This is a genomic window from Streptomyces sp. NBC_01296, from assembly GCF_035984415.1.
Lineage (GTDB): Bacteria > Actinomycetota > Actinomycetes > Streptomycetales > Streptomycetaceae > Streptomyces.
The window spans coordinates 5,236,925-5,262,781 of the sequence record NZ_CP130720.1 but is presented as its reverse complement, the minus strand read 5'-3'; the positions used below and the strand labels follow the sequence as shown (position 1 = coordinate 5,262,781).

Genomic DNA, 25,857 nt, shown 5'->3' with positions numbered 1-25,857 from the left:
CACAGCCGCCGGGTGGCGGCTACAGGACCGCGTTGGACGGGCCGCGGGACGCGGAGAGCCCGCGCGCCACCGCCTCGGCGTCGCGCAGCGCCCGTACCGCGTTGGCCCAGGTCAGCTTGGCCAGGTCGGCGTGCGACCAGCCGCGCGTGAGCAGCTCCGCGATCAGGTTCGGGTAGCCGGCCACGTCGTCCAGCCCGGCCGGGGTGAAGGCCGTGCCGTCGTAGTCGCCGCCGATGCCGATGTGGTCGACGCCGGCCACCTCGCGCATGTGGTCGAGGTGGTCGGCCACCGTGGCGGCCGTGGCCACCGGGCGCGGCCGCTGCGCCTCGAAGGCGCGGTGCAGGGCCATCGCCTCGGGCGAGGTGTCCAGGTGGTGGAAGCCGTGCGCCCGCAGGTTCTCGTCCGCGGCCAGGGTCCACTCGACCGCTGCCGGGAGGATGAACTTCGGTACGAACGTGGCCATCGCGACGCCGCCGTTGGCCGGCAGCTGCGCCAGCACGTCGTCCGGGATGTTGCGCGGGTGGTCGCACATCGCCAGCGAGGACGAGTGGGAGAAGATCACCGGCGCGGCCGAGACGGCGAGGGCGTCGCGCATCGTCGTCGCGGCGACGTGCGAGAGGTCGACGAGCATGCCGATGCGGTTCATCTCGCGGACGACCTCGCGGCCGAAGTCGCTCAGGCCGCCGTGGCGCGGCTCGTCGGTCGCCGAGTCCGCCCAGTCGATCGTGTCGTTGTGCGTGAGCGTCATGTACCGCACGCCCAGCTGGTGCAGGGCGCGCAGCGTGGCGAGCGAGTTGTTGATGGAGTGGCCGCCCTCGGCGCCCATCAGCGAGGCGATCCGGCCGTCGGCGCGGGCCGCCTCCATGTCGTCCGCCGTCAGCGCCCTCACCAGGTCCGCCGGGTAACGGTCGATCAGCTGGGCGACGGCGTCGATCTGCTCCAGGGTGGCGCTGACCGCCTCGTCGCCGGCGAAGTCGGAGCGGACGTAGACCGACCAGAACTGCGCGCCGACGCCGCCGGCGCGCAGCCGCGGGATGTCGGTGTGCAGCAGGCCGCGCTGGTCGCCGGCGATGTCGCGCTGCGCCAGGTCGTAGCGGACCTGCTCGCGCAGGGCCCACGGCAGGTCGTTGTGCCCGTCGACCACCGGGTGCTCGGCGAGCAGCTCGCGGGCCTCGGCCAGGCGGTCCGACGCCACGGACGTCTGCGCCGCGCTCACTTGCCGAACCCGAAGGACTCCGCGCCCGCGACCTTCGTCCGCAGCCGCTTGCCCTTCTCGGTGGCCTGGTCGTTCAGCTCCTGCTGGAAGTCCTTCATCCGGGTGAGGAGCTCGGGGTCGTGGGCGGCCAGCATCCGTACGGCCAGCAGCCCGGCGTTGCGCGCCCCGGCGACGGAAACGGTGGCGACGGGAACCCCTGCGGGCATCTGGACGATCGACAGCAGGGAGTCCATGCCGTCGAGGTACTTCAGCGGCACGGGGACGCCGATGACGGGCAGCGGGGTCACCGAGGCGAGCATGCCGGGCAGGTGGGCGGCCCCGCCGGCGCCGGCGATGATCGCCTTCAGGCCGCGCTCGGCGGCCTGCTCCCCGTACGCGACCATCTCGCGCGGCATCCGGTGCGCGGAGACGACGTCGACCTCGTACGGGATCTCGAACTCGTCGAGGGCCTGGGCGGCGGCCTCCATGACGGGCCAGTCGGAGTCCGAGCCCATGACGATGCCGACGACGGGACCTGCGGGGGAGGTGCTCATGCGGTGATCGTTCCTCTGAGGTAGCCGGCTGCGTGGCGTGCGCGTTCCAGCACATCGTCCAGGTCGTCGCCGTAGGTGTTGACGTGGCCGACCTTGCGGCCGTGTTTCACGTCCTTGCCGTACATGTGGATCTTGAGCTGCGGGTCGTGGGCCATGCAGTGCAGGTACGCCGCGTACATGTCGGGGTAGTCGCCGCCGAGCACGTTCGCCATGACCGTCCAGCGGGCCCGGGGGCGGGGGTCGCCCAGGGGGAGGTCCAGGACCGCGCGGACATGGTTGGCGAACTGGGAGGTGATCGCGCCGTCCTGGGTCCAGTGGCCGCTGTTGTGCGGGCGCATCGCCAGTTCGTTGACGAGGATCCGGCCGTCGGCGGTCTCGAACAGCTCCACGGCCAGGTGGCCGGTGACGCCGAGCTCCTTGGCGATGCGCAGGGCGAGGGCCTGGGCCTCGCCCGCGAGGGCCTCGGAGAGGTTCGGGGCGGGGGCGATCACCGTGTCGCACACGCCGTCCACCTGGACGGACTCGACGACGGGATAGGCCACGGCCTGGCCGTGCGGGGAGCGGACGATGTTCGCCGCGAGCTCGCGGACGAAGTCGACCTTCTCCTCCGCCAGGACCGGGACGCCCGCCTTGAAGGGGGCCTCTGCGTCCTCGGGGGTGCGCACGAACCACACGCCCTTGCCGTCGTAGCCGCCGCGCACGGTCTTGAGGATGACCGGGAAGCCGCCCACCTCCTGCGCGAAGGCGGCCGCGTCCGCCGGATCGCTCACGATCCGGTGGCGGGGGCTCGGGACGCCGATCTCGTCGAGCTTGGCGCGCATCACCCCCTTGTCCGCGGCGTGCATCAACGCGTCGGGCCCCGGGCGGACGGGGATGCCGTCCGCTTCCAGGGCCCGCAAGTGTGCGATGGGCACGTGCTCGTGGTCGAAAGTGATCACATCGCAGCCGCGCGCGAAGGCGCGCAACGTCTCCAGATCGCGATAGTCGCCGATGACGACATCGCTCACGACCTGGGCCGCCGAGTCCTGTGGGGTGTCACTGAGGAGCTTGAATCTGATGCCGAGGGGGATGCCCGCCTCGTGGGTCATGCGGGCGAGCTGTCCGCCGCCGACCATGCCGACTACCGGGAACGTCACCCCTCCAGAGTATCCGCCGGTATTCCGCCATCCGGACATGGCCCTGGCCCGTACTCATCGGCGCGCGTCGTCGTCACGCCCTCGTGTGCCGTGCGTCGCACGGTGTGCGAAGGCACAGACGGGCCGGTGGGACGACACTTAGCATGGCTGGGTTGACCGAAGGCGGCAGACGCCTCCACGGACGCCTCCGCGCGGGGCGGCGAAGGACAGGACCGATCCATCACATGAGCACCCCGCAGCAGGGATCCGCACTCGACCGCCTCCGCGGCCTGGGCCGCGAGGTCGCGAAGTTCGGGGCCGTCGGCGGCGTGGGCGTGCTCGTCAACCTGGGTGTCTTCAACCTCATCCGCCACACGACGGACCTGCAGGTCGTCCGGGCGAGCGTCATAGCCACCGTCGTGGCCATCGTCACCAACTACATCGGCTTCCGGTACTTCACCTACCGCGACCGCGCGCGCACCGGGAGCTCCCGCGAGCTGCCGCTGTTCGTGGCCTTCAGCGTGATCGGCCTGGTGATCGAGAACGGCGTGCTGTACACGGCCACCTACGGGTTCGGCTGGGACGGCCCGCTCGCCACGAACGTGTTCAAGTTCATCGGCATCGGCACGGCCACCGTGTTCCGCTTCTGGTCGTACCGGACCTGGGTCTTCAAGGCCCTGCCGGAACCCGCGCAGGCCCCGGCCGCGGCCCAGGCCCCGGCCTCGGCGCTCGCCGCGCCGCGCGGCGGAGCCGAGAGCGGCCCGAGCGCCGCACGGGCCCCCGAGCCCGCCGGCAAGTAGCCGTACGCGCCCCTGCGGGCGTCCGCCCGGCTCGGCGCACCGGTCCACCCGACTCGGCCACCGTCCGCCGGCTCGGCACACCGTCCGCCGCTCAGCGGACCGTCTGCTCCGGTTCCGGCCGCGCCGGCGCCGTCCGGCTCAGGAACAGCGCGAACACCGGCGGCTGCGTCTGCAGCAGCTCCAGGCGCCCCCCGTCGGCCTCCGCGAGGTCCCGGGCCACCGCCAGACCGATCCCGGTGGAATTGCGGCCGCTGATCGCCCGCTCGAAGATCCGGTTGCCGAGGTCCGGCGGGACCCCCGGCCCCTCGTCCGTGACCTCCAGCACCGCCTGGTTCCCGATCACCCGGGTGCGCAGCGCGACCGTGCCGCCCCCGTGCATCAGCGCGTTCTCCACGAGCGTGGCCAGCACCTGCGAGACCGCGCCCGGGGTGCCGACGGCCCGCATGCCCGTCTTGCCGGAGCGCACGATGGCCCGGCCCGCGCTGCGGTAGGCCGGCCGCCACTCCTCCACCTGCTGCTTGACGACCTCGTCCAGGTCGAAGGGGACCGCCGAGCCCGTCCGCGGGTCCCGCGAGTTCGTCAGCAGCCGTTCGACCACGTCCGTGAGCCGCTCCACCTGGGTGAGGGCGATGCTCGCCTCCTCCCGCACGGTCTCCAGGTCGTCGGTGACCGTGATCTCCTCCAGCCGCATCGACAGGGCCGTGAGGGGGGTGCGCAGCTGGTGCGAGGCGTCCGCGGCCAGCCGCCGCTCGGCGGTCAGCATCCGGCCGATCCGCTCGGCGCTGGAGTCCAGCACGTCCGCGACCCGGTCCAGCTCGGGGACCCCGTACCGCTTGTGCCGGGGCCGCGGGTCGCCGGAGCCCAGCCGCTCGGCCGTCTCGGCCAGGTCGGTGAGCGGGGAGGCCAGCCGGTTGGCCTGCCGTACGGCGAGCAGGACGGCCGCCACGACGGCGAGCAGCGCCACCGCGCCGACCACGGCCAGGGTCCGCCCGACCTCGCGGGTCACGGTCGAGCGGGACTCCTCGACGACGACGATCTCGCCCTGCTCGCCCTTGGCGGTGCCGCGGATGACGCTGTCGGGGATCCGGTCGCCGACGTCCACGGGCGACTGCCCGGGGACGGTGATCCGGGCGTAGCGGCCCATGTCCAGCTGCTCGGCGAGGGCCTGGGCGTCGATGGGCTTGTGCTCCAGGACGCTCGCCTCGACGATGCCGACCAGGCGCAGCGCCTCGGACTCGATGCGGTCCTGGGCGCTGCTGGTGATCGTCCGGGTCTCCACGATCACGAGGGAGATCCCGAAGACGGCGATGACGACGAGCACCACGGCGAGCGTGGAGTTGATCAGGCGGCGGCGCATGCTCCGGTGCCGCTAGCTCTTCTCGAAGCGGAAGCCGACGCCCCGGACGGTGGCGATGTAGCGCGGGTTCGCGGCGTCGTCGCCCAGCTTCTTGCGGAGCCAGGAGATGTGCATGTCGAGGGTCTTGGTGGAGGACCACCAGGTGGTGTCCCACACCTCGCGCATCAGCTGGTCGCGGGTGACGACCCGGCCGGCGTCGCGGACCAGGACCCGCAGCAGGTCGAACTCCTTGGCCGTGAGCTGGAGCTCCTCCTCCCCCATCCAGGCGCGGTGCGACTCGACGTCGATCCGTACGCCGTGGGTGGCGGGGGACTGGGTGGCGTCGTTGGCGCCGCGCCGCAGCAGGGCCCGGACCCGGGCCAGCAGTTCGGCGAGGCGGAAGGGCTTGGTCACGTAGTCGTCGGCGCCGGCGTCCAGGCCGACGACCGTGTCGACCTCGTCCGCCCGGGCGGTGAGCACCAGAATGGGGAAGCCGTGGCCCTCGGCGCGCAGCCGGCGGGCGACCTCGAGGCCGTCCATGCCGGGCAGGCCCAGATCCAGGACGACGAGGTCGACGCCGCCCTGCAGTCCTGCGTCCAGGGCGGTGGGGCCGTCCTCCCGGACCTCGACCTCGTACCCTTCCCGGCGCAGGGCGCGGGCCAGGGGCTCCGAGATGGATGCGTCGTCCTCGGCGAGCAGTACACGCGTCATGTGGGTGATGGTAGTCCGCGGGGACGATGTGGAGGGGCGCACCTGCACACCCCTGCCGATCTGGTCTTATGTCCGAGGGCGGCCTTCGAATGTGGCCAAACGGTTCCCTGTCTGCCTGTGATCCATGTCTCAAGTCCATTCATATGCCGCAGTGTCGTGTCGTATGGTGGCGAGACGCCTGATGCACTACCTCTGAGACCTTTGCGCCGAAAAGCGAGCCGAAGGTCTCGATTCTGTCCGGATCGATCAGGGGGTCTTGACGACCTGCCTCTTCGACTTCGGTGACAGTGAATGACCTGTGGGCCGGGCCCCGCGCGCGAAGGATGCGCCTGGGGCGTGGATCCCGGTTACGGATATCCCGCTGCCCCCCTTCCTCACGGGACGGGGGCAGACCCCTGGGCGTGGGGTGGGACACCCGTCGCCGGTGCCGGCCACCCCCCACCGGGCGCTGTTCCGCTCACGAAGCGAAGCGTCCCGACCAAGCAAGGATCGACGATGGCTTCCAGCCTGACGAGGGATTCGGCCGCTACCGGCGAGAAGACCTTCCTCGGCCACCCCACCGGCCTGGCCTTCCTCTTCATGACCGAGATGTGGGAGCGCTACAGCTTCTACGGCATGCGCGCGCTGCTCGTGCTCTACCTGGCCACGAACGTGGCCGACGGTGGTCTCGGGATGAACGACGCGACCGCGGTCGCGATCTACTCCGTCTACAACGCGATGGTCTACCTGCTCGCCCTCCCGGGCGGCTGGCTGGGCGACCGCGTCTGGGGTGCCCGCAAGGCCGTGGCCGTCGCGGGTGTCGTCATCATGACGGGCCACTTCCTGCTGGCGGTGCCGGCGACCGCCTCGTTCTTCATCGGCCTGGCGCTCATCGCAGCCGGTTCCGGCGTACTGAAGGCCAACATCTCCACGATGGTCGGCCAGCTGTACCGGGACGCGAACGACCCGCGCCGCGACGGCGGCTTCACGATCTTCTACATGGGCATCAACCTCGGCGCCTTCGTCGCCCCGCTGACCATCGGCTACGTCGGCCAGGAGGTCAACTGGCACATCGGCTTCGCCATGGCCGGTGTCGGTATGGCCCTGGGTCTGCTGTTCTACTTCTTCGGCTTCCGCCACCTGAACCCGGTCTCGAACCAGGTTCCGAGCCCGCTGAGCGCCGAGGAGAAGTCCTCGGTCGTCAAGAAGGGCCTGATCTGGCTGGGCGTCGCCGCCGCTGCCTACGCGATCATCGGCCTGGCCGGCATCTTCACGATCAACTACGCCCTGTGGCCGCTGACCATCGCCGGTCTCATCCTCCCGGCGTGGGCGATCCTGCGGATCAAGCGCGACAAGGACCTCTCGGTGGTCGAGCGGTCCCGCATGTCGGCGTACGTCTGGTTCTTCGCCGCCGCCGCGATCTTCTGGGCGATCTACGACCAGACCGGCTCCACGCTGGCCCTGTTCGCGAAGGACAGCACGGACAGCACGCTGTTCGGCTTCGAGTTCCCGGAGAGCTGGTTCCAGTCGCTGAACCCGCTGTTCGTGATGGCGCTCGCGCCGGTCTTCGCCTGGCTGTGGGTTGCCCTCGCCCGTCGCTCCAAGGAGCCGACCACCCTCGCGAAGTTCTCCTTCGCACTGGTCATGATCGGCGCCTCCTTCGGCGTCATGATGGTCGCCCAGGGCCTGGCCGGCGGCGACACGAAGGTCAGCCCGATGTGGCTGGTCGGCGTCTACTTCATCCAGACCGTCGGCGAGCTCACCCTCTCCCCCGTCGGCCTGTCGCTGACCACCAAGCTGGCGCCGCAGAAGTACGCCTCCCAGATGATGGGTGTCTTCTTCCTCGCGGTCACCGCCGGTGACTCGACCATCGCGCTGCTCCAGCTGCTCGGCGCTCCGACGGACACCCAGGGCTGGTTCGCCACCCAGGGCGTGCTCGCCGTCCTCGCCGGCATCGCGATCTACATGTACCGCAAGAAGGTCCAGCCCCTCATGGGCGGCGTGCACTGACGCACCCCCCGTACGCGCGCAGCGGCCCGGCACACCTCCTGGTGTGCCGGGCCGTCGGCGTTGTACGGCAGGAGCTGATTCAGGCGCCCTTCACCTCGGAGGTGAACCCCACGAGGAACGACTTGAAGCCGCACCCGACCTTGGCCTTCGATCCCGTCGACGTCCAACCGCTGTGGTACGTGCGGCGGACCACGTGTTCCCGCACACCCTGCACCGTGTCGCACGTGATCACGGCGCGATGCACCGCACCGGAGGGAAAGCGTCCCTTGCAGGCGGACGTGACGTCGGGCCGGCCCAGCCGGTCCATGTCGGCGGTCGCGCGACAGCCTCCGTCCATGCCGCCCGCAGGCGCGGCCGCGGCGATCGGGGCGCCGGACACGCCCAGGACCATGGCGGCGGCCACTGCCGCGAAGACGGATGTGAGCTGCATGCATGGCTCCGTTCATCCAGCGGATTCCGACGTTCCGCTCTGGCGGCCGAAGCTATCCGGCGCAGCGCCGCCGCGACCGCAAAGCCGTGCGCGCCACACCCGTACGGGGGACGTGCACGGCTTCGGCCGCTCGTGCCGATGCGGCTACCGCGTGCCGCGCAGGCGGCGCCACGGGGTGAAGGTGAAGACCGCGCCGCCGAGCAGGATCACCGTGCCCGCGACCAGGGCGAGGGCCTTGATGCCGCCCTCGTCGCCGGCGCCCGTCTCGGCCAGGCCGCCCGAAGCGGTGGTGGAGCCGGTGGTGGTCGGCGAGCCGGAGCCGCCTTCCTGGGCCGTGGTGTCGAGCTCCAGCGAGACGCCGCTGCTGGCCGCCTTGCAGGGCACGTTGATCGGCGTGGCCCCCGGGGCCATCGTGACGTCGATCGTCAGCTGGTCCGGGCTGAGCGTGACCTTGCCGGTCTTGCCGGGCTTGTAGGTGCCGGTCATGTCGCTGAGGCTGACCGGGGCCTTGTCCGGGATCGGTTCCGCGTTGGCCGGGCCGGAGACCTTGACCATGCCGCTGTCGGCGCCGCCGAGCTTGATGTTCATCGAGGGCTTGAGGGCCCCCGCCGGCAGGGCCATCGGGCTGGCCATGGCGCCCTTGGCGGTCTTGACGGTCAGGTCGTAGCTGCCGCCGTTCTTCTTGGCGTTGATCGTGACCGGGGTCTTGATGCCCCCGGGGACGACCGGACCGCAGTCGAAGGCGACCTCGACGGGCTTGCCCGGGAAGTCGGTCTGGCCGCCGCTGCCACCGCTGGTGGATCCGCCGCTGGTCGATCCACCGTTCGTGGACCCGCCGCTGGTCGATCCGCCGTTCGTGGCACCGCCGTTCGTGGCACCGCCGTTCGTCGTACCGCCGCTGGTGCCGGCCGCCACGTCGATGGTGGCCCCGACGCCCACGTCACCCGTGGGTGCGCACTTGGTGACGAAGGTGCCGAAGGAGAAGGTGACCGCGACGTCGTACTTGCCGGGGGTCAGCGTGATCTTGCCCGGTTTGGTGAGCTTCAGCTTCCCCTTCATCGTCGACATCTGCATGGGGGCCTTCTTGGGGATCGGCGGGTTCTTCTTCTCCCCGACGACCTTCAGCTCGCCGCCCCCGCCTCCCACCGTGATCCAGCCGGTGGGCTGGACCGAGTCCTGCGGGATGTCCATCAGGTCCGTGTTGTTCGAGGCCGGCTTCACGGTCTCCCAGGACACGTCGACCTCGTCACCCACCTTCGCCGAAGCCGGAGCGCTGACCTTGGCGGTGGTCTCACCCTCCACCGGGTCGCCGCCGCCTGCCGGCGGCACGCACTTGACGTTGAACTTGGTCTCGGCCGCCTGGGCAGGAGTGGCCCCGATGGCTATGCCGGCGCCGCCGAGCAGCAGCGCGATCACGGCCGCGCTCACCCTCCGTTGGGTCTTCACAAATGTCCTTTCGTCGTCGGACTGTTCTCAGACGGTGCGGACGCCTGTGGTACGTGTGGGGACCTCGGCCCCGGCGCGCTGTCCGGGGTGAACCACGGCAGGACCGCCGTGGGGCTCTGGGGAGGCGCCGCGCCGGCAGCCGCAGCCGCCGGCCCGGACCCCGCGTCGGGCACCGGCGCCTGCGCGCCCCGGTGGCGGCCGCCGGCCGGCGCCGTACGCGGCCGGACCCGGTCGACAACGGCCATGCCGATCCGGAAGACCGCGGCCGGTATCACCAGCAGGAGCAGGCCCCAGAACAGCAGCACCCCGTACGGGCGGTCCACGCCCCAGGGCTGGGTGGCCACGACCGTGTCGCCGTACTTGAGGGAGACCGTGTAGTCCCCGTGGGCCCCCGCCGCGAGGCTGACGTCCAGCCGGACCTCCGCCTTGCCGCCCGGCGGGATCGTGCCCTTCCACCGGACCTCGTCCCACAGCGGTGCGAACACCCCGTGGGCGGTGCCGAGCTGGAAGACCGGGTCCTTGACCGGGGCCGAGCCGAGGTTGCCGACCGTGACCGTGAACTTCCGGCCGGGCGGGGCGCCGAACCAGGTCAGCACCCCGTCCTCGCCCTCCAGCCGGACCCCGGTGAGCATCGCCAGGCGCGCCGTGCCGGATTCGGCCGGCAGCTCGGCCACCGGGTGGTCGGTGATCTTCAGGGGCGCGGCGACGGTGGACTGGTCCCCGTTGACGGAGGTGACGTTCACGACGCACGGGCAGGGCTTGGGCGGGGCCACCACGGGCAGCCGGGCGGTGAAGTGCCCGTCGTCGCCGACCGAGACCGCGGTTCCGTCGGCGTTGGCGCAGCTGTTGGTGCCGCCGATCATGTTCTGCCCGCAGACCAGCAGCATCACCAGGGTCTTGGCCCGCCAGCCGGTGCCGGTGACGGTGATCTCCGTGCCCTTGGCGGCCTCCTGGAGCGAGAGCGCCACGGCGGGCTTGCCCTCGGCGGCCGTCGCGGCCGTCGCGGCCGGGGCCGGGAACAGGACCAGCGCGCACAGCGCCAGCCCCGCCGCCAGGAGGGCCCCGACCTTGCCGCCGACCGTTCCGCCGCCCGTGGCGCTCACCTGGATGCTCCCGTCAGCTCGTGTTCCGGTGCCCGGTTCCCCGCGGGTACGGGCTCCTCGTGCGCCGGCGGCTCCCTGCGGCTGCGCCGGCTGCGTACGAGGAGCAGCGCGGCCGTGGTGAGCCCGCCGAGGCCGAGCAGCCCGGCGCCCGTCCGGGCCGCGAGCCCCCAGGGCACGAACCACGCCGAGGCGGTGGCGGTGGCCGGGGCCGCGCCGGGGGCGGTGACCGTGAGGGTGAGGTCGATGTCGTCGAGGACCGGGGCTGCGGGCCAGGGCTCGGTCAGCGACACCCGCTGGCCGGGCAGCAGCTCCACCGGCAGGGCGCGGGCGGTGCGGCCCGGGACGCCGCCGAAGAGGCCCTCGGCGCGGAGGGCCAGTTCGGGGGCGAGGGCCACGTTGCCGCGGTTGACCAGGGTGTACGCGATGACCGCGCGGGCGCCCTTGCCGCGTACGGAGACGTCCTCGACCGTGAGGGCGGCCAGCGTCGGGCCGCCGACGCGCAGGTGGACCCGTACGCCCACCTCGCGGCCGCCCTCGGTGGCGACCACGGCGGCCGGGTGGTCGCCGGGGAGGGCGGCGGGCGGCAGCGTGACGGTGAAGGGGACCACCGCGCGGGTGCGGGGCGGGATCTTCACGGTGGCGGCGGCCCCGAAGCTGATCCAGGACCCGGCGCCGGCCGAATCCTGCACGGGGCGCACGGCGAAGGCTCCGTCGGCCGTGTTGTAGGCGTCGGCCCCGCGCAGGATGACGGTGTGCTCCCGGTCGGAGGTGTTGGTCAGGGCCAGCCGGTCCTCCAGGACGGTGCCGGCGGGGCCCGCGAGGTAGAAGGACGGCCGGGCCGCTGCGGCGCTGCCCGCGGCGGGCTCGGCGGTCCAGCCGGGCTCGTCCGCGGCGGCGGCGCCCGGGGCCCCGAGCAGCAGGGCCGCGGCGAGCAGCGCGAGACACAGGCGCCGGACGGAGCCGATGGTGTGGAGCACGGGCATGGCCGGGGGTGCTCCGTTCAGGACCGGGCCCGCTGACCGCGCCGGGTCAGCCAGAGCACGCCGGCGGCGCCGGTGAGCAGCACGGTGCCGCCGAGGGTGCCGAGGGCGAGGGCGGAGTCGGTGGGTCCGGTCTGCGGGAGGGTGTCTTCCGGGGTGCCTGCGGACTGCGGACCCGCCGTCACGTCCAGCTCCAGGGAGGGCTTGGGGCTGTTGCCGGGGGTGCAGGTGGTGGTGGTCCCCAGCGCCTTGATGGTGAGCACGCCCGCGGTGAAGGTGACCTTGCCGCTCTTCTTGGGGGTGTAGGTGCCCGAGAGGTCGGTGATCTTGATGGGCGTGTTGGCGGGCACGGCCTCGGGGTTGGGCGGTCCCGACACCGGCACGGAGACCTTCTCCGCCCCGTCCGCCAGGATGACGGCGCTCGGGCTCATCGCGCCCTTGCCGAGTTCGACGGGGCTCGACGAGACGCCCTTCTGGAACGACATCGTCAGCTTGTAGCCGTCGCCCTCCTTGACGGCCTTGATGTCGATGGGCGACACCGCCGACTTGTCCCCGATGGGGGTCTTGCAGTCGTACGCGACGTCGACGACGTCCGCGTGGGCTGCGGGGGCGGCCAGCAGGACCGCCGCCGCGGCCAGCGCGGAGGCCAGCGCGAGCGCGGTGGAGCGTTTCCGGTCGGTCACCTTCGTCTTCCCCTCGGGCCACAAGTTACTGACGACACATCAGATTGGTGGCTCAAGGTACGCCCGGGACCTTACGGAGGGAAGACACGGGACAGGCCTGGATCCACGGCCTTTCGGCCGCCTGGATTCAGGCCATGTCCGGGCGTATCGGCGGTCGTTCAGGCGGCGCGGACACCTCGCTGCCAGACGGCGGAGACGAGCGGGACACCGGGCCGGTAGGCCAGGTGGACGTGGCTCGGGGCCTCCAGGAGGGCCAGGTCGGCGCGGGCTCCGGGGGCGATCCGGCCGATGTCGGTGCGGCGCAGGGCGCGCGCACCGCCGGCGGTGGCCGCCCACAGCGCCTCGTCCGGGGTCATCCGCATGTCCCGGACCGCGAGCGCGATGCAGAACGGCATGGAACTCGTGTACGAGGAGCCCGGGTTGCAGTCGGTGGACAGTGCGACGGTGGCGCCCGCGTCGATGAGGCGGCGGGCGTCGGGCCACTGGGCGCGGGTGGAGAACTCGGCGCCGGGCAGCAGCGTCGCGACGGTGGTGTCCGCAGCCTGGACGAGGGCGTCGACGTCGGCGTCGGTGAGGTGGGTGCAGTGGTCGGCGGAGGCGGCCTCCAGCTCGACGGCGAGCTGCACGCCGGGGCCGTAGGACAGCTGGTTGGCGTGCACGCGCGGGATCAGGCCGGCGGCCGCGCCGGCGGTGAGGATCGCGCGGGCCTGGTCGCCGTCGAAGGCACCCTTCTCGCAGAACACGTCCACCCAGCGGGCGTACGGGGCGCAGGCGGCCAGCATCTCGCCGGTGACGAGGTCGACGTAGCCGGCCGGGTCCTCGGCGTAGTCGGGGGACACGATGTGCGCGCCGAGGTAGGTGACCTCCTCGGTGTGCGCGGCGGCGATGCGCAGGGCGCGGGCCTCGTCCTCGACCGTGAGGCCGTAGCCCGACTTGGTCTCGAACGTGGTGGTGCCCTGGCGGCGCGCCTCGTCGAGGTGGCGCAGCAGGTTGGCCTCGAGCTCGGCGTCGGTGGCGGCGCGGGTGGCGGCGACGGTGGTGCGGATGCCGCCGGCGGAGTAGCTGCGCCCGGACATCCGGGCGTTGAACTCGGCGGTGCGGTCGCCGGCGAAGACGAGGTGCGAGTGGGAGTCGACGAACCCGGGGACGAGGGCGCGGCCCTGCGCGTCGAACGCGGAGTCGGCGGCAGGCGCGCCGTCGGCGGGGCCGACCCAGGCGATGGTCTCGCCGTCGATGACGACGGCCGCGTTCTCGATCAGGCCGAGGGGGCTGCCGTCGCCGAGGGCGGGGTCGTTGGTGACGAGGCTGCCGATGTGGGTGACGAGGGTGGTGGTCATGATTCCTCTCGAGGTTTCTCTCCCCGCCCCGCCCCTGCTCCGTTTCCCGGGCTCTGCCCGGACCCGCGCCTCAAAACGCCGGCGGGGCTGAAGCTTGGGGCGGGGTGGGGGACGGCAGCGTCAGCCGCGGACGGCCGCGATGGACTCGGACAGGGCGGACGGGACGTCCGGGACGAGGGTGTGGGCGCCGTCGCGGACGATGTGGCGGCCGCCGACCACCGTGTGGCGGACGTCCGAGGCCGTGGCCGCGAAGACGGCCGTCTCGGCGCCGAGCCGCGGCACGGGTCCGGCGGTACGGACGGAGTCCAGGGCGATCGTGGTGAAGTCTGCGAGCGCGCCCGCCTCCAGGCGCCCCGCGTCGGCCAGACCGAGGGCCGCGTGGCCGTCCGCCGTCGCCGCCGTCAGCAGCGCGTTCGCCGTCCAGTGGCCCCGGGTCCGGCTGCGCAGGCGCTCGTTGAGCTCCATCGCCCGCGCCTCCTCCAGCAGGTCGATCACCGCGTGGCTGTCGCTGCCGAGCGAGAGCGGGCTGCCCGCTTGCTGGAGCTGCCGGGCCGGGCCGATGCCGTCGGCGAGGTCCCGCTCCGTCGTGGGACACATGCACGTACCGGTGGTGGTACCGCCCAGCAGCGCGATGTCCCCGTCCGTCAGGTGCGTGTTGTGGACGCCGGTGGTCCGCGGGCCGAGCACCCCGTGGTCGGCCAGGAGCTGGGTCGGGGTACGCCCGTGCGCGGCCCGGCAGGCCTCGTTCTCGGCGGTCTGCTCGGAGAGGTGGACGTGCAGCGGGGCCTGCCGCTCCTCGGCCCAGCGGGCGACCATGGCCAGCTGCCCGGCCGGTACGGCGCGCACGGAGTGGATCGCCGCCCCGATCAGGGCGTGCTCACGGGGCTTGAGCGCCGAGACGCGCTCGGCCCAGGCATCGGCCGTCCCGTCGGAGAACCGCAGCTGGTGCGGGTTCGGGGCCTGGCCGAAGCCCGACGACAGGTACGCCGTGTCCAGCAGCGTGATCCGGATGCCCGCCGCCGCGGCCGCCTCGATCAGCGCCTCGCCCATGGCGTTCGGGTCCGCGTACGGAGCGCCGCCGGGCGCGTGGTGGACGTAGTGGAACTCGCCGACGTTGGTGATGCCGGCCAGCGCCATCTCCGCGTACACGGCCCGCGCGAGCGCGAAGTACGTGTCGGGGGTGAGGTTCTGGGCCACCTGGTACATGAACTCGCGCCAGGTCCAGAAGGTCCCGGAGCCCACCTGCACCAGGGAGCGCAGCGCCCGGTGGAAGGCATGGCTGTGCGCGTTGGCCAGCCCGGGGACGGTCAGGCCGCGCAGCACCTCGGCGCCCGGCGGCGGGGCCTGGACCCCGGTCCGCAGCGCGGCGATCCGCCCGTCCGCGCCCGCCTCCAGGGCCACGCCCGGCTCGACGTGGGTGCCGAGCCAGGCGTGTTCCAACCAGTACGTCTTCAGCGGCACGCGAGACCTTCCAGTACGTCGGCGAGGGCGAGGACACCGGCCACGCAGTCGTCCTCCGGGGCGAACTCCTTCGGCGAGTGGGAGACGCCGGTCGGGTTCCGTACGAACAGCATCGCGGTCGGCACGGCCGCGGAGAGGATTCCGGCGTCGTGTCCCGCCCCGGTCCCGAGGACGGGGACGGAGCCGCCGAGGATCCGGTTCATCTCGTCGCGCAGGGCGTGCTCGAACTCGACGACCGGGGTGAAGGACTCCCGGACGACGGCCAGGTCGATGCCGTCCTGGTCGGCGCGCTCGCGGGCGGCCTTCTCGATGGCGGTGACCACGGTGTCCAGCGTCGCCTGGTCGGCGGCGCGGGAGTCGAGCCAGCCGCGCACCAGCGAGGGGATGGCGTTGACCCCGTTCGGCTCGACGGCGATCTTGCCGAAGGTCGCGACGGCGCCGGCGAGGGTCGCCTCGGTACGGGCGGCCAGGACGGTCGCCGCGTACGTGAGCATCGGGTCGCGCCGGTCCACGAGGCGGGTGGTGCCGGCGTGGTTGGCCTCGCCGTGGAAGTCGAACCGCCAGCGGCCGTGCGGCCAGATCGCGGACGCGATGCCGACGGCGTCGCCGGACAGGTCCAGGGCCCGGCCCTGCTCCACGTGCAGCTCGACGAACGCGCTGATGCGGGCGAGGCGCTCCGGGTCCGCCCCGATGGTGTCGGGGTCGTACCCTGCGGCCTCCATGGCCCGGGGCAGGCTGATCCCGTCGGCGTCGCGCAGCTCGTACGCCTTCTCCTTGGTCAGCTGCCCGGCGGCGAGCCGGGAGCCGACGCAGGCGAGGCCGAAGCGGGCCCCTTCCTCGTCGCCGAAGTTGGTGATGGCCAGGGGCCTGGAGAACTCCGCGCCCCTCCTGCGGAGTTCGTCCAGGGCCGCGAAGGAGGAGACGACGCCGAGGGGGCCGTCGAAGGCGCCGCCGTCGGGCACGGAGTCCAGGTGGGAGCCGGTGACGACGGCGTCACCGGCGAGGGGGTCGCCGAGCCAGGCCCACTGGTTGCCGTTGCGGTCGGTCTCGTACGTGAGGCCGCGGGCCTCCGCCTGGGCCTGGAACCAGCTCCGGCAGTCGGCGTCGGCACCGGTCCACGCGTAGCGGCGGTACCCGCCGGAGCCGGCGTGCCGGCCGATGGGGGCGAGCTCGTTCCACATGCTGTGGAACGAGGCCGCCCCTGCGGGGTTGTCGCTCACGCGTCGTCGCCCTCGCGCATGGGGACGCGGACGCCGCGCTCGTCGGCCACCGACTCGGCGATGTCGTAACCCGCGTCGACGTGGCGGATGACGCCCATGCCCGGGTCGTTGGTGAGGACGCGGCGGATCTTCTCGCCCGCGAGCTTGGTGCCGTCGGCGACGGTGACCTGGCCCGCGTGGATCGAGCGGCCCATGCCGACGCCGCCGCCGTGGTGGATCGAGACCCAGGACGCGCCGGAGGCGACGTTGACCATGGCGTTGAGCAGCGGCCAGTCGGCGATCGCGTCAGAGCCGTCGAGCATGGCCTCGGTCTCGCGGTACGGGGAGGCCACGGAACCGCAGTCCAGGTGGTCGCGGCCGATGGCCAGCGGGGCGGCCAGGGTGCCGTCGGCCACCATCTCGTTGAAGCGCTCGCCGGCCTTGTCGCGCTCGCCGTAGCCGAGCCAGCAGATGCGCGCCGGCAGGCCCTGGAAGTGGACGCGCTCGCCGGCCATCTTGATCCAGCGGTGCAGCGACTCGTTCTCCGGGAAGAGCTCCAGCATCGCCTTGTCGGTCTTGTGGATGTCCGAGGCCTCGCCGGACAGGGCGGCCCAGCGGAACGGGCCCTTGCCCTCGCAGAACAGCGGGCGGATGTACGCCGGGACGAAGCCCGGGAAGGCGAACGCGCGGTCGTAGCCGGCCAGCTGGGCCTCGCCGCGGATGGAGTTGCCGTAGTCGAAGACCTCGGAGCCGGCGTCCATGAAGCCGACCATGGCCTCGACGTGCTTCGCCATCGACTCGCGGGCGCGGGTGGTGAAGCCGGCCGGGTCCTTGGCCGCGTACGCCGCCATGTCGTCGAAGTCGACGCCGACCGGGAGGTACGCGAGCGGGTCGTGCGCGGAGGTCTGGTCCGTCACGATGTCGATCGGGGCGCCCTCGGCGAGCATCTGCGGGAGGAGCTCGGCCGCGTTGCCGAGCAGGCCGATGGAGAGGGGCTTGCGGGCGTCGCGCGCCTCGACGGCCAGCTGGAGGGCGTGGCGGAGGTTGTCGGCCTTCACGTCCAGGTAGCGGTGCTCGATGCGGCGCTCGATGGCGCGCGGGTCGACGTCGATGCAGATCGCGACGCCGTCGTTCATCGTCACGGCCAGCGGCTGGGCGCCGCCCATGCCGCCGAGGCCGGCGGTGAGGGTGATGGTGCCCGCGAGGGTGCCGTTGAACTTCTTCGCGGCGACGGCCGCGAAGGTCTCGTACGTGCCCTGCAGGATGCCCTGGGTGCCGATGTAGATCCAGGACCCGGCGGTCATCTGGCCGTACATGGTCAGGCCCAGCTGCTCCAGGCGGCGGAACTCCTCCCAGTTGGCCCAGTCGCCGACCAGGTTGGAGTTGGCGAGCAGGACGCGCGGCGCCCACTCGTGGGTCTGCATCACGCCGACCGGGCGGCCGGACTGGACGAGCATCGTCTCGTCCTGCTTGAGGGTCCGCAGGGTGCGGACCATCGCGTCGTACGAGCGCCAGTCGCGCGCCGCCTTGCCGGTGCCGCCGTAGACGACGAGCTTGTCGGGGTGCTCGGCGACCTCGGGGTCGAGGTTGTTCTGCAGCATCCGGAGGGCGGCTTCCTGCTGCCATCCCAGGGTGCTGAGCTCGGTGCCTCGCGCAGCACGTACGGGGCGGGGTCCTGACATGGCGGTGCCTCCTCCGATGTTGGTCAATCTATTCACATCCTGACTTCCTGAATAGATTCAGTCAACAGCTGCGGGCCGACCCGCCGGATGATTGGCTGACGGACATGGCTGTCGAGACGCACACGGCGGCGGGCGCGGCGGACGCCGCGGCGCGCCGGGACCTGGCCGTACGGGCCGCCGTCGAGCAGGGTCTGGTGAGCGGGGCGGATGCCGCGCAGCCCCTGGTCTGCCTGCTGGACGTGACCGGGATCCGATCCTCCGCCACCGCCCTGACCAGCGCCTTCGCGGCCGCGCTGGCGCCCGGCACCCCCGTCCTGCACGCCTTCGCGGTGAAGGCGTGCCCGCTCGTGCCGGTGCTGCGGCTGCTCGCGGACTGCGGCCTCGGCTGCGAGGTCGCGAGCCCCGGCGAGCTGGCGCTGGCCCGGGCGGCCGGGGTGGAGCCGGAGCGGACGGTCCTGGACTCCCCCGCCAAGACCATGGCCGAGCTGCGCGAGGCGCTGGCGCTCGGAATCGCCGTCAACGCCGACAACCGGCAGGAACTGGAACGCCTGGACGCGCTGGTCGCCGAGGCTCCCACGGCGGCCCCTCTGGGGATCCGGATCAACCCGCAGACGGGCGCGGGCACGATCGACGCCCTCTCCACCGCCACCGCGACGTCGAAGTTCGGGATCGCGCTGCGGGATCCCGGGGCGCGCGAGTGGCTCGTACGGGCCTTCCTGGACCGGCCGTGGCTGACCCGCCTGCACACCCACTCGGGCTCCCAGGGCGTGCCCCTCCCCCTGATCGCGGAAGGGGTCCGCGCCCTCCACTCCCTGGCGGAGGAGATCAACGCGGCGGCCGGCCGCCGCCAGGTCGACACCCTCGACATCGGCGGCGGCCTGCCGGTGAACTTCGCGTCGGACGCCCAGACCCCGACGTACGCGCAGTACGTGGCGGCCCTCCGGGAGGCCGCCCCGGCCCTCTTCTGCGGCCGCTACGGCCTGGTGACGGAGTTCGGCAGGTCCCTGCTGGCCAAGCACGGGCTGGTGCTCTCCCGGGTCGAGTACACGAAGACCACCGGGGGCCGCCCGATCGCCCTCACGCACGCCGGGGTCCAGCTGGCGACCCGTACGGTCTACGCACCGGCGGCGTGGCCGCTGCGGATCCTGCCGTACGGCGCGAAGGGCACCCCGAAGACGGGCCCGCCGGTCGCCCAGGACATCGCGGGCCCGGCGTGCTTCGCGGGCGACCTGCTGGCCACGGGCCGGGAACTGCCGGAACTGGCTCCGGGGGACCTGATCGCGGTCCCGGACACCGGCGCGTACTTCTTCACGGCCCACTACGGCTACAACAGCCTCCCGCACCCGGCGGTCCACGGCTTCACCGTGACGGCGCCGGACGAGGTGCACTTCGCCCCGGTGCGCCCGGCGCAGCCGCTGTCCGCGATCGTGGCGGAGGCGGGCGGCGCCCGGCGCGACACGCTGCTCTGACCGGACCCCTCCGGGACCCGCCACCCGGACAGGCGATCTCGTCCTCAGGGCGGCCGGGCCGATGAGGCGCGGGCTGCGCTGCTGCGGTCCGCCTCCGCCCCTGCGGAGGCGGGGGACAAGGCGAGGGCCTTGCCGGCCACCCTCATGCCCGAAGGCATCCGCGCCCGGCCCGACCGCAGACGCGGCCGGCGGCCTCGGGGGCAGCTGTCGGCCGGCCGTCAGGCCGGGTCGGCCAACGTCGCCGCCAAGGCGGGCGTGAAGCCCGCCACCACCGCGTCAGGGGGCAGGGAGGTCACCGCGGGCAGGCGCAGCAGGTAGCGGGTCAGCCCGAGGCCGAGCAGTTGGGCCGCGACGAGGCCGGCGGCGCGGGCTGCCCGGTCGGGGCCGAGGGCCGCCGCCAGCGCCGGGGCGACCTGCGCCGCGAACACCTCCCGCATGCGCTCCGCCGCGCGCTCGTTCGTCACCGCCGACCGCAGCAACACCAGCAGTGCGTCGTCCGCCGGGTCGCCCTCCCACCGGTCCAGGAAGTGCCGTACGAGCGCGCCGGGCAGCTCCGCGGCGGGCACGGCCGTGAAGTCCGGCAGCCGCAGGTCCACCGCCAGCGCAGCCTCGAAGAGCTTCTCCTTGCTCCCGAAGTACCGCATCACCATCGACGGGTCGATCTCGGCGTCCGCCGCAACGCCGCGGATCGTCGTCCGCTCGTACCCCTGCGCCGCGAAGCGCTCTCGCGCCGCCCGCAGGATCGCCGCCTTGGTCTGCTCTCCCTGTGTCATGCCAACAAATGTAGGCCAACAACTGTTGACAGGCCAGAGAGGGGGGAGCACCCTGAAGTCAACAGTCGTTGGCCAACAATCGTTGACCCTCCGGAGGAGGACCCCATGTCCGCGTCACCGCTCCCCGCCAGGACCTCCGTCGCCATCGTCGGCGCAGGCCCCACCGGCCTCGCACTCGCCGTGACCCTCGCCGGAGCCGGCGTCGACTTCGTCCTCCTCGACCGTCAGGCCGAGGGCGCCAACACCTCCCGCGCCGCCGTCGTCCACGCCCGCACCCTGGAGGTCCTCGACGAGCTCGACGCGACCGGCGCCCTCTCCGCCGAGCTGGTCGCCCGCGGCATCCCGGTCGACCGGTTCCGCATCCGCGACGGCGGCCGGCTTCTGGCCACCGTCCCGTTCGACGGCCTGCGCACGGCCCACCCGTACGCGCTGATGGTCCCCCAGTACGAGACCGAGGCCGTGCTCCTGGCCCGCCTGCACGCCCTCGGCGGCGGCGTCCACCGGCCGTACGAGGTCACCGGCATCACCCAGGACCCGGACGGGGTCACCCTCACGACCGCCACCGGCGAGACCCTGCGCGCCGACCACGCCGTCGGCGCCGACGGCATGCACAGCGTGGTCCGCACGGCGGCCGGTATCGGCTTCACGGGCAGCGCCTACGAGGAGTCCTTCGTCCTCGCCGACGTGCTCATGGAGTGGGCCCCGGGCCCGCAGGAGGTCTCGCTGGCCTTCGGCGCGGCCGGGCTCACCGTCGTGGCCCCACTGCCCGGCGGACCCGGCGCCCGCTACCGCGTCGTCGCCACCGTCACCGAGGCGCCCGCCGAGCCGGGTCCCGCCTTCGTCCAGAGGCTGTTGGACGAGCGCGCCCCGGGCCAGGCCCGCGTCGACACGCTCGTCTGGTCGTCCCGGTTCCGGGTCCACCACCGGGTCGCCGACCGCTACCGCGCGGGCCGGCTGCTGCTCGCCGGGGATGCCGCCCACGTGCACAGCCCGGCCGGCGGCCAGGGGATGAACACCGGGATCCAGGACGGGTACGCCCTCGGCCGCGCGCTCGCCGCAGGCGACCCCGGCGCCTACGAGGCCGCGCGCCGCCCCGTCGCCCTGCACGTGGTGGGCCTCACCGACCGGATGACCCGGATCGCGACCACCCACAACCCGGTGCTGCGCGCCGTGCGCAACACCGCGCTGCCCCTGCTCGCCCGCGTCCCCGCCCTGCGGACCCGCCTCGCCACCGAGCTGGCCGAGCTCAACTACCGCTGACCGGCCGCTACTCCACGAACAGCCCCCGCGCCGCGGCGCGGGCGTCGAAGGCTTCCAGGCGGGCCTGTGCGTCCGGGAGGGCGTCCGCCATCGCCTCCAGCAGGACCCGGCCCAGCAGCATCGGCGCGCACGCCGTGTCGAAGGCCAGCCCCGTCCCGACGGGCGCCGGGATCAGCAGGTCCGAGGAGCGGGCCACCGGGGCGAACGCCGAGTCCGCGACCGTCACCACCTTCAGCCCGGCCGCCCGCGCGTGGTCCAGGGCCTCCGCCACCTCCCGCGGATGCCGCGGCAGCGCGAAGCACAGCAGCGCCGAGGCCCCGGCCCCGGCGGCCGCGTCGATCCGGTCGGCGAGCATCGAGCCGCCCTCGTCGAGGAGCCGTACGTCCGGGTGCACCTTGGCGGCGAAGTACGCGAACCCGCGCGCCTGCGAGGACGCCGCCCGCAGCCCCAGCACGGGCAACGGCCTGGACGCGGCGAGCACACGGCCCGCCTCCTCGACCGGCGAGGGGTCGGCGAGCATCGCCGACAGCTGCCGCAGGTTCTCGATCTCGCCCTGGACGGCCTGCTGGTACTCGTTGTACGCGTCCTCCTGCGCGGCCGCGGCGGCGCGCTCGGCGGGAGCCACCTCGCGCAGGTGCCGGCGCAGCGCCGGATATCCGTCGAAGCCGAGCGCCACCGCGAAGCGGGTCACCGAGGGCTGGCTCACCCCGGCCAGCTCGGCGAGCTCCACGCTCGACAGGAAGGGGACGTCCGCCGCACCCCGGACCATGCAGTGGGCGATCCGCCGCTGGGTGGGCGTCAGCCGGTGCCCCTCGAACAACTTCTGCAGCCGCGCTGCCGGGCTGTCGCTCATCCCGACCCCTCCGTCCCCATGAATATTCAGTCACCGAGCACTCTGCATGCGGTTATGCAGCACGGCAAGCCGCGGACCGCTCCGCGAGACGGCGCGGGACGGCGCGGGAAGCTCGGGAAGAGGGCGGCCCGGGGATACGGGGGCTATCCCCAGTGCCGGGGCCGGCGCCCGTTCCTACGCTGGGCGCATGGAGTCCCAGGAGCTGAAGAAGGAACTCGACGCGACGTTGGACGCCCGGCGCGAGCTGGGGCCGGACTACGAGGCCGCGCTCGTGGACTCCTTCGTGGAGAAGGTCGACACCCAGGTCCGCCGCCGGCTGGCCGAGGAGCGCCTGGCCGCCGTCCGCGGGGGCCGGGGCGGCGGCGCGCTGTCGCCGCTGGACGGCGGCTTCGGCGAACGCTTCGGCTTCGCGATCATCACGCTGGTCCTGGCGATCCCGCTGTCGGCCATCGGGGCCGCGCAGGCGGGGTTCAAGGGCCTGCTGGTCGCCTGGGCGGGCATCGTCGGCGTGAACTTCATCCACGCGGCGAAACGCCTCCGCCACCACTCCTGACCGCAGCGCCCCGGAGGCGAGCCGCGCCCCGGGAAAGGGTGTGCGCGGGGACCGCCGCACCCTCGCGAGCGCGAGGGGCGGGACGACGGCGGTCCCCGCGAAGGACACGGGCCGGGTCAGGACCGGCCGCGTCCGTGGCGTCCACGCGGTCCGGGAGCCGCTCCGGAATCGCGCCAACGCCGTTCGGTGGTGCCGGCCGGGGCGTTTGCGCTCCTGCCGACAACCACCACTGTGCCGGAGTCGTGTTAAGCCGGTGCTGCCGTCACATGACGGGCCCGTACCTTTTGCACGACATGCCGACACGGCGTCATCCCGTCGCCGGCAACGGCTACTTCGCGCCCTTCGCGAGGAACGCCAGCAGGTCCTGGCGGCTGACCACACCGGTCGGCTTGCCCTCGACCAGCACGATGGCCGCGTCCGCCTCGCCCAGCACGGCCATCAGCTCCGACACCGGCTCGCCCGAACCGACCTGCGGCAGCGGCCGGCTCATGTGCTTCTCCAGCGGGTCGGACAGCGAGGCCTGCTTCGCGAAGAGCGCCGCCAGCAGCTCCTTCTCCACGACCGAGCCGATGACCTCGGCGGCCATCACGTCCGGGTGGCCGGCGCCGGGCTTGACGATCGGCATCTGCGAGACGCCGTACTCGCGCAGCACCTCGATGGCCTCGCCCACGGTCTCCTCGGGGTGCATGTGGACCAGGGACGGCATGGCGCCCTCCTTGTCCGCGAGCACGTCGCCGATGCGCGCCGCCGGGCCCGCCTCCTCGAGGAAGCCGTGACCGGCCATCCACTCGTCGCTGAAGATCTTGCTGAGGTAGCCGCGGCCGCTGTCCGGCAGCAGGACGACGACCACGTCGTCCGGGCCGAGGCCCTCGGCGGCCTTCAGCGCCGCGACGACCGCCATGCCGCAGGAGCCGCCGACGAGGAGGCCCTCCTCCTTGGCGAGGCGGCGGGTCATCTGGAAGGAGTCCTTGTCGGACACCGCGATGATCTCGTCGGTGACGTTCGGGTCGTAGGCGGTCGGCCAGAAGTCCTCGCCGACGCCCTCGACCAGGTACGGGCGGCCGGAGCCGCCGGAGTAGACCGAGCCCTCGGGGTCGGCGCCGATGACCTTGACCTTGCCGCCGGACACCTCCTTGAGGTAGTTGCCGGTGCCCGAGATCGTGCCGCCCGTGCCGACGCCCGCGACGAAGTGGGTGATCTTCCCGTCCGTCTGCTCCCACAGCTCGGGACCGGTGGTCTCGTAGTGCGAACGGGGGTTGTTCGGGTTGCTGTACTGGTCGGGCTTCCAGGCGCCGGGCTCTCGCGCGAGGCGGTCGGACACGTTGTAGTACGAGTCCGGGTGCTCGGGGTCGACGGCGGTCGGGCAGACCACGACCTCGGCGCCGTACGCGCGCATCACGTTGATCTTGTCCATGGACACCTTGTCAGGGCAGACGAAGATGCACTTGTAGCCCTTCTGCTGGGCCACGATGGCGAGTCCTACACCGGTGTTGCCGCTGGTCGGCTCCACGATGGTGCCACCGGGCTTGAGGGCACCGCTCTGCTCGGCGGCCTCGATCATCCGGACGGCGATCCGGTCCTTCACGGATCCGCCGGGATTGAAGTACTCGACCTTGGCAAGGACGGTGGCCTGCAGGCCTTCGGTCACACGGTTGAGCTTCACCAGCGGGGTGTTGCCGACGAGGCTGATCATCGAGTCGTGGAATTGCACCATGTTCTCCAGGGAGGGGACTCCACGGGTTCTCCGGGAGGTCCGGCCAGACTATGCGGAAAGGGATTGGCCGACCGGCAGTACGGGGCAGGTAGGTCATCGAGGCCAGGCAGCAAAGCGAGGTGGCTCGAGAGGTGTCCAGGGCGAGGACGGCCCGCCGGATCGCGGCGGGCGCGGCGTACGGCGGCGGCGGGCTCGGGCTGGTCGGAGCCGCCGCCGTCGGGCTGGTGCTGGCGGAGGTCCAGTTCGCCAAGCGGACCGTGGGCACCGGGCTGGGCGATCCGCCGCGGGCGGACGGGCTGTACGGGAGCGAGTTCGCCAGACCGGAGGCGGGCCCCGGGCTGGAACCGGCCACCGTCCCGCTGCGGCTCGCCATGCTGGGCGACTCCACGGCCGCCGGGCTCGGTGTGCGCCGGGCCAGACAGACCCCGGCCGCGCTGATGGCCTCGGGGCTGGCGGCGGTGGCCGAGCGCCCGGTGGAGCTGCGCAACGTGGCCGTCTCCGGGGCCATGTCCAATGACCTCGACCGCCAGGCGGGCCTGCTCCTGGACGGCGAGCTGCCGCCGCCGGACGTGTGCGTGATCATGATCGGCGCGAACGACGTGACGCGGCGCATGCCGCCGACGCAGTCGGTGCGCCACCTCACCTCGGCCGTACGCCGGCTGCGGCTCGCCGGCTCCGAGGTGGTGGTCGGCACCTGCCCCGACCTGGGCACCATCGAGCCGGTGTACCAGCCGCTGCGGTGGCTGGCCCGCCGGGTCTCGCGCCAACTGGCCGCCGCGCAGACCATAGGGGTCGTCGCCCTGGGGGCCCGTACGGTCTCGATGGGAGACCTCCTGGGCCCGGAATTCGCGGCGAACCCCCGCGAGATGTTCGGCCCGGACTCGTACCACCCGTCGGCGGAGGGGTACGCGACCGCCGCCATGGCCGTCCTCCCCACGCTGTGCGCGGCGCTGTCCCTGTGGCCGGAGTCGGACCGGCTGGAATTGGCGCGGAACGAGGACATGCTTCCGGTGGCCAAGGCCGCGTCTGCCGCTGCCGGGCAGGCGGGCACCGAGGTCACGGCCGCCCGCGGCCCCTGGGCGCTCCTCAAGCACCGTCGCCGCCGCCGGGTCCCGACCGAGGACGTGTCCGCTCCCCCGCCCGACCCGGACCACGTCCCGGGCCCCCAGGTGGCAGGCACCTGACCGACCGGGCAGATTCTGCCCCGCCGGGGG

At 72.9% G+C, this 25,857-nt stretch carries 23 protein-coding genes; 6 read left to right on the top strand and 17 right to left on the bottom strand.

Annotation, left to right across the window (positions count from 1 at the left end):
* Window positions 1-19 precede the first annotated feature (19 nt).
* Genes OG299_RS23970 through OG299_RS23960 form a run of 3 tightly spaced genes read right to left on the bottom strand, consistent with a single transcriptional unit; the run spans window position 20 to window position 2,885 of the window.
* Entirely contained in the window at window positions 20-1,216 is a 1,197-nt protein-coding gene (locus OG299_RS23970; protein ID WP_327362572.1) for a dipeptidase, read from the bottom strand.
* Window positions 1,213-1,749: a 5-(carboxyamino)imidazole ribonucleotide mutase gene (purE, locus tag OG299_RS23965; RefSeq protein WP_266628709.1), complete on the bottom strand. Its 537-nt coding sequence runs from the start codon at window positions 1,747-1,749 to the stop codon at window positions 1,213-1,215. Before purE ends, OG299_RS23970 begins: the two co-directional genes overlap by 4 nt.
* Window positions 1,746-2,885, bottom strand: coding sequence for a 5-(carboxyamino)imidazole ribonucleotide synthase (locus tag OG299_RS23960; RefSeq protein WP_327362571.1), 1,140 nt, complete (start codon window positions 2,883-2,885; stop codon window positions 1,746-1,748). The genes purE and OG299_RS23960 overlap by 4 nt, the downstream gene beginning before the upstream one ends.
* A gap of 224 nt (window positions 2,886-3,109) precedes the next feature.
* Between OG299_RS23960 and OG299_RS23955 the strand changes: the two genes are divergently transcribed.
* A complete protein-coding gene (locus tag OG299_RS23955) occupies window positions 3,110-3,664 on the top strand; it encodes a GtrA family protein (protein ID WP_266628705.1) in 555 nt (184 codons plus the stop codon).
* Window positions 3,665-3,755: 91 nt separating this feature from the next.
* Here the strand turns inward: OG299_RS23955 and OG299_RS23950 are convergent, their stop codons facing one another.
* Window positions 3,756-5,021: a sensor histidine kinase gene (locus OG299_RS23950; RefSeq protein WP_266628704.1), complete on the bottom strand. Its 1,266-nt coding sequence runs from the start codon at window positions 5,019-5,021 to the stop codon at window positions 3,756-3,758.
* 12 nt (window positions 5,022-5,033) lie between these two features.
* Window positions 5,034-5,711 carry a response regulator transcription factor gene (locus OG299_RS23945; RefSeq protein ID WP_266628703.1) on the bottom strand — a complete coding sequence of 226 codons (678 nt, stop codon included), beginning with the start codon at window positions 5,709-5,711 and terminating at the stop codon, window positions 5,034-5,036.
* A gap of 495 nt (window positions 5,712-6,206) precedes the next feature.
* Between OG299_RS23945 and OG299_RS23940 the strand changes: the two genes are divergently transcribed.
* A complete protein-coding gene (locus OG299_RS23940; RefSeq protein ID WP_266628701.1) occupies window positions 6,207-7,700 on the top strand; it encodes a peptide MFS transporter in 1,494 nt (497 codons plus the stop codon).
* Window positions 7,701-7,779: 79 nt separating this feature from the next.
* Here OG299_RS23940 and OG299_RS23935 read toward each other — a convergent pair whose 3' ends face one another.
* The 9 genes from OG299_RS23935 to hutU all read right to left on the bottom strand — a co-directional run bounded on the left by OG299_RS23935 (window position 7,780) and on the right by hutU (window position 18,021).
* A complete protein-coding gene (locus OG299_RS23935) occupies window positions 7,780-8,130 on the bottom strand; it encodes a hypothetical protein (protein ID WP_266628699.1) in 351 nt (116 codons plus the stop codon).
* A gap of 144 nt (window positions 8,131-8,274) precedes the next feature.
* Complete coding sequence (locus OG299_RS23930) at window positions 8,275-9,558, bottom strand: hypothetical protein (protein WP_327362569.1); 1,284 nt, start codon at window positions 9,556-9,558, stop codon at window positions 8,275-8,277.
* A 14-nt stretch (window positions 9,559-9,572) separates the two neighbouring features.
* The gene (locus tag OG299_RS23925; protein ID WP_327362568.1) at window positions 9,573-10,679 is read right to left on the bottom strand and encodes a hypothetical protein; all 1,107 of its coding nucleotides are present in this window, start codon (window positions 10,677-10,679) and stop codon (window positions 9,573-9,575) included.
* A complete protein-coding gene (locus OG299_RS23920) occupies window positions 10,676-11,662 on the bottom strand; it encodes a COG1470 family protein (protein WP_327362567.1) in 987 nt (328 codons plus the stop codon). The genes OG299_RS23925 and OG299_RS23920 overlap by 4 nt, the downstream gene beginning before the upstream one ends.
* A 17-nt stretch (window positions 11,663-11,679) precedes the next feature.
* Window positions 11,680-12,342, bottom strand: a complete 663-nt coding sequence (locus OG299_RS23915; RefSeq protein WP_266628691.1) for an LPXTG cell wall anchor domain-containing protein — start codon at window positions 12,340-12,342, stop codon at window positions 11,680-11,682.
* A 158-nt stretch (window positions 12,343-12,500) separates the two neighbouring features.
* Window positions 12,501-13,679, bottom strand: coding sequence for an imidazolonepropionase (hutI, locus tag OG299_RS23910; protein WP_266628689.1), 1,179 nt, complete (start codon window positions 13,677-13,679; stop codon window positions 12,501-12,503).
* 120 nt (window positions 13,680-13,799) lie between these two features.
* Window positions 13,800-15,140: a formimidoylglutamate deiminase gene (locus OG299_RS23905; RefSeq protein WP_327362566.1), complete on the bottom strand. Its 1,341-nt coding sequence runs from the start codon at window positions 15,138-15,140 to the stop codon at window positions 13,800-13,802.
* Entirely contained in the window at window positions 15,131-16,321 is a 1,191-nt protein-coding gene (locus OG299_RS23900; RefSeq protein ID WP_327364586.1) for an allantoate amidohydrolase, read from the bottom strand. Before OG299_RS23900 ends, OG299_RS23905 begins: the two co-directional genes overlap by 10 nt.
* A 35-nt stretch (window positions 16,322-16,356) precedes the next feature.
* Window positions 16,357-18,021: a urocanate hydratase gene (gene hutU / locus OG299_RS23895; RefSeq protein ID WP_266994921.1), complete on the bottom strand. Its 1,665-nt coding sequence runs from the start codon at window positions 18,019-18,021 to the stop codon at window positions 16,357-16,359.
* A 104-nt stretch (window positions 18,022-18,125) separates the two neighbouring features.
* Here hutU and OG299_RS23890 point away from each other — a divergent pair, with 104 nt between their 5' ends.
* Entirely contained in the window at window positions 18,126-19,490 is a 1,365-nt protein-coding gene (locus tag OG299_RS23890) for a type III PLP-dependent enzyme domain-containing protein (protein ID WP_327362565.1), read from the top strand.
* Between the two features lie 218 nt (window positions 19,491-19,708).
* On the opposite strand, the gene OG299_RS23885 is transcribed toward OG299_RS23890, so the two are convergent.
* Window positions 19,709-20,263, bottom strand: a complete 555-nt coding sequence (locus OG299_RS23885; RefSeq protein ID WP_327362564.1) for a TetR/AcrR family transcriptional regulator — start codon at window positions 20,261-20,263, stop codon at window positions 19,709-19,711.
* Between the two features lie 105 nt (window positions 20,264-20,368).
* On the opposite strand from OG299_RS23885, the gene OG299_RS23880 reads away from it, so the two are divergent.
* Entirely contained in the window at window positions 20,369-21,523 is a 1,155-nt protein-coding gene (locus OG299_RS23880; RefSeq protein WP_327362563.1) for an FAD-dependent oxidoreductase, read from the top strand.
* 7 nt (window positions 21,524-21,530) lie between these two features.
* Here the strand turns inward: OG299_RS23880 and OG299_RS23875 are convergent, their stop codons facing one another.
* Entirely contained in the window at window positions 21,531-22,376 is an 846-nt protein-coding gene (locus OG299_RS23875; protein ID WP_266628678.1) for a MurR/RpiR family transcriptional regulator, read from the bottom strand.
* A 187-nt stretch (window positions 22,377-22,563) separates the two neighbouring features.
* Here OG299_RS23875 and OG299_RS23870 point away from each other — a divergent pair, with 187 nt between their 5' ends.
* Window positions 22,564-22,929, top strand: a complete 366-nt coding sequence (locus OG299_RS23870) for a hypothetical protein (protein ID WP_266628676.1) — start codon at window positions 22,564-22,566, stop codon at window positions 22,927-22,929.
* A gap of 328 nt (window positions 22,930-23,257) precedes the next feature.
* On the opposite strand, the gene OG299_RS23865 is transcribed toward OG299_RS23870, so the two are convergent.
* Window positions 23,258-24,640, bottom strand: coding sequence for a cystathionine beta-synthase (locus OG299_RS23865; protein WP_327285670.1), 1,383 nt, complete (start codon window positions 24,638-24,640; stop codon window positions 23,258-23,260).
* A 134-nt stretch (window positions 24,641-24,774) separates the two neighbouring features.
* On the opposite strand from OG299_RS23865, the gene OG299_RS23860 reads away from it, so the two are divergent.
* Complete coding sequence (locus OG299_RS23860; protein WP_399851537.1) at window positions 24,775-25,827, top strand: SGNH/GDSL hydrolase family protein; 1,053 nt, start codon at window positions 24,775-24,777, stop codon at window positions 25,825-25,827.
* Window positions 25,828-25,857 lie beyond the last annotated feature (30 nt).

What these genes read in the sequence shown, in the direction of transcription:
- OG299_RS23885 (WP_327362564.1), bottom strand. Translation starts at nt 20,263, where the DNA reads ATGACACAGGGAGAGCAGACCAAGGCGGCGATCCTGCGGGCGGCGCGA.
- OG299_RS23880 (WP_327362563.1), top strand. Translation starts at nt 20,369, where the DNA reads ATGTCCGCGTCACCGCTCCCCGCCAGGACCTCCGTCGCCATCGTCGGC.
- OG299_RS23890 (WP_327362565.1), top strand. Translation starts at nt 18,126, where the DNA reads ATGGCTGTCGAGACGCACACGGCGGCGGGCGCGGCGGACGCCGCGGCG.
- hutI (WP_266628689.1), bottom strand. Translation starts at nt 13,679, where the DNA reads ATGACCACCACCCTCGTCACCCACATCGGCAGCCTCGTCACCAACGAC.
- OG299_RS23945 (WP_266628703.1), bottom strand. Translation starts at nt 5,711, where the DNA reads ATGACGCGTGTACTGCTCGCCGAGGACGACGCATCCATCTCGGAGCCC.
- OG299_RS23920 (WP_327362567.1), bottom strand. Translation starts at nt 11,662, where the DNA reads ATGCCCGTGCTCCACACCATCGGCTCCGTCCGGCGCCTGTGTCTCGCG.
- OG299_RS23940 (WP_266628701.1), top strand. Translation starts at nt 6,207, where the DNA reads ATGGCTTCCAGCCTGACGAGGGATTCGGCCGCTACCGGCGAGAAGACC.
- purE (WP_266628709.1), bottom strand. Translation starts at nt 1,749, where the DNA reads ATGAGCACCTCCCCCGCAGGTCCCGTCGTCGGCATCGTCATGGGCTCG.
- OG299_RS23900 (WP_327364586.1), bottom strand. Translation starts at nt 16,321, where the DNA reads ATGTGGAACGAGCTCGCCCCCATCGGCCGGCACGCCGGCTCCGGCGGG.
- OG299_RS23875 (WP_266628678.1), bottom strand. Translation starts at nt 22,376, where the DNA reads ATGAGCGACAGCCCGGCAGCGCGGCTGCAGAAGTTGTTCGAGGGGCAC.
- OG299_RS23955 (WP_266628705.1), top strand. Translation starts at nt 3,110, where the DNA reads ATGAGCACCCCGCAGCAGGGATCCGCACTCGACCGCCTCCGCGGCCTG.
- OG299_RS23950 (WP_266628704.1), bottom strand. Translation starts at nt 5,021, where the DNA reads ATGCGCCGCCGCCTGATCAACTCCACGCTCGCCGTGGTGCTCGTCGTC.
- OG299_RS23935 (WP_266628699.1), bottom strand. Translation starts at nt 8,130, where the DNA reads ATGCAGCTCACATCCGTCTTCGCGGCAGTGGCCGCCGCCATGGTCCTG.
- hutU (WP_266994921.1), bottom strand. Translation starts at nt 18,021, where the DNA reads ATGTCAGGACCCCGCCCCGTACGTGCTGCGCGAGGCACCGAGCTCAGC.
- OG299_RS23870 (WP_266628676.1), top strand. Translation starts at nt 22,564, where the DNA reads ATGGAGTCCCAGGAGCTGAAGAAGGAACTCGACGCGACGTTGGACGCC.